This is a genomic window from Frankia gtarii (assembly GCF_025403375.1).
Classification (GTDB): domain Bacteria; phylum Actinomycetota; class Actinomycetes; order Frankiales; family Frankiaceae; genus Frankia; species Frankia gtarii.
The window spans coordinates 1-2,450 of record NZ_JAMPTM010000477.1; the positions used below are offsets into that span (position 1 = coordinate 1).

The 2,450-nt window shown below is 72.0% G+C and carries 2 protein-coding genes; one reads left to right on the plus strand and one right to left on the minus strand.

Annotated features, from left to right (window positions below; all coding sequences use genetic code 11):
• Positions 1-278 precede the first annotated feature (278 nt).
• Positions 279-641, minus strand: coding sequence for a DUF5999 family protein (locus tag NBZ83_RS31615; RefSeq protein WP_308203362.1), 363 nt, complete (start codon positions 639-641; stop codon positions 279-281).
• 399 nt (positions 642-1,040) lie between these two features.
• Here NBZ83_RS31615 and NBZ83_RS31620 point away from each other — a divergent pair, with 399 nt between their 5' ends.
• Positions 1,041-2,384: a glycosyltransferase family 2 protein gene (locus tag NBZ83_RS31620; RefSeq protein WP_261568889.1), complete on the plus strand. Its 1,344-nt coding sequence runs from the start codon at positions 1,041-1,043 to the stop codon at positions 2,382-2,384.
• Positions 2,385-2,450: the final 66 nt, after the last annotated feature.

A 2,450-nucleotide genomic window follows, 5' to 3' on the forward strand; every position in this document is an offset into this window, starting at 1 on the left:
ACCCCAACCCCGACCCCAACCCCGGCTCCGAGTCCGGCTCCGAGTCCGGCTCCGGGTAGGAATCCGGGGGGCACCTCCGCCCGCCAGCGGTCGACCAGGCGAGGCCCCCGCGCTGACCCGACAATCCGCCGTACAGACCCGCCCGTCGATCTCGCCATCACGCCCGGCACCGTACCCGCCTGCGGGCTCGTCGGATCATTCTGGACGAACTTCACAGCCGCCGGCCGCGGGAGGCGGGTCAGGTCCGGCGAGGGTGAGTCAGGTCCGGCGAGGGCGGGTCAGACTCGGATGGGAGCCTGGCTCGCCCGCCGTGGCGCCGGCGGCCGAGGGGCGCAGGCCGGCCGCGGCAGGGCGCGCCGCGGCTCGACCGTACGACCTGTCGGCAGGATCTCGCCGGTGTCGTCGAACAGGATCACCCCGTTGCACAGCAGGCTCCAGCCCTGGTCCCAGTGCTGGTTTGTCACCCGCGCGGCGTCACGGTCGGCACCGTCCGCGGTTGGACAGGGCGGGGAATGAGGGCAGCCTCTGCGCGGGGGGGTGAGCGCCCGAGCGGCCGCGGCGGCGGAGGAAGCGTCTGGGTCATCGGTCGACGCGGGAAGCGCCGGCACCTCGTCTGAAACGCGAACACCTTGCACGAGCACCAGACGTTACGCCTCCCCGTAAGAAGCGTCACACCGAGGCGCGTGTGACAGCCCGGCGTGTCTGCCACGCCACAACGCAGGCCAGCCGCGGGGCACCTCCTGATCGGCCCTGACCAGCACAGGAGCCGCGCGGCGCGCAAGTACAACCCAGCTCGACGGACTACGGAGGTGTCCGCGGTTGGATACCGGTAACCGGACCATGCGAGCAGATCGGTAGGTTACGGGACTGCGGCCGAGCGATCCGTGGCACCGGCCGCCAGAATGGCTCGCGTCGGTCTGCTGATGCGTCCACCTGCATGATTGGCGTCGGCAAGCCGGAGACCGGTCATCGGACTCCCGTCATGGACAGCCACCGGTGGACGGTCACGGGCACGCCCGGCCATGGAGGGGGTACGGACGATGGAGAGTGCCACGGGCGGCATCGGCGCCGGCACCGTCGGGGAGACTCCCGCCACCAGCGGGGCAACTCTTTCGCGGGGGCAGGCGTTCGAGGTCTCGGTCGTGATGCCGTGCCTCAACGAGCAGGACTCGGTCGGGGTGTGCGTGCGCAAGGCCCTCGCCGGGCTCGCCGCCGCGGGCGCCGTCGGCGAGGTCGTCGTCGTCGACAACGGCTCGACGGACCGGTCGGCCGAGCTCGCCAAGGCGGCGGGCGCCCGGGTCGTGCACGAGACGCGACGCGGCTACGGCAACGCCTACCTGGCCGGTTTCGCCGCCGCCGAGGGCCGGCTGATCGTGATGGGCGACGCCGACGACTCCTACGACTTCTCCGATCTCGACGCGCTGCTCGCCCCGCTGCGCGCCGGGCGGGCGGACTACGTGCTCGGCTCCCGCTTCGCCGGCAAGATCCTGCCGGGCGCCATGCCCTGGCTGCACCGCTATGTCGGCAACCCGGTGCTCACCGGCATCCTCAACCACCTGTTCGACGTGCGCTCCTCCGACGCCCACTCGGGGATGCGCGCGTTCAGCCGCGAGGCGTACCAGCGGATGCGGCTGCGCTGCGAGGGGATGGAGCTGGCCAGCGAGCTGGTCATCGCCGCCGGGCGCGCCGAGCTGCGCATCGAGGAGGTGCCGATCACCTACCATCCGCGGGTGGGTGACTCCAAGCTGCACTCGCTGCGCGACGGTTGGCGCCACCTGCGGTTCATGCTGCTGCTCGCGCCGCGGTACCTGTTCGTCCTGCCGGGTCTGGTGCTGCTGGCACTCGGGCTCGTCGGCCAGGCGGTCCTGCTGCCCGGCTCGCTGGACCTCGGCTTCCACCGGTTGGACCTGCACTTCTCGATCCTGTTCGCGCTGCTGGCGCTGCTCGGCTGGCAGGTGGTGCTGCTCGGTGTCTGCGCGGACGTCCACAACCACGCGGTCGGCTGGCAGGAGCGTCGCCGCTGGCCGCTGCCGCTGGTCCACCGGGTGTTCACCCTCGAACGCGGACTGGCACTCGGGGCCGGCCTGTTCACGGTCGGGTTCGTGGTCGACATCGTGGTGCTCGTGCGGTGGCTCGCGAACGACCTCGGTCCCCTGAACGAGATGCGGCCGGCGCTGTTCGCCATGACCCTGATGGTGCTCGGCGCGCAGACCGCCTTCGGCTCGTTCTTCCTACGCCTGCTGACCGCGGGGCCCAGCGGCGGGCACCAGCGCGCCACCGCCCGCCCGGCGCTGCGGGCGCCCGGCGATCCGCCCGGCGGCACGCCGCTGGTCGGCATGCACTACCAGTCGCAGGAGCACCCGGCCGAGGCCGTCGGGTTCTGAGAACGGCGGACTTCGACGATGGTCGTCCTGGGCAGGCACATGTTCCCGCCGCCCCCTGATCAAGAC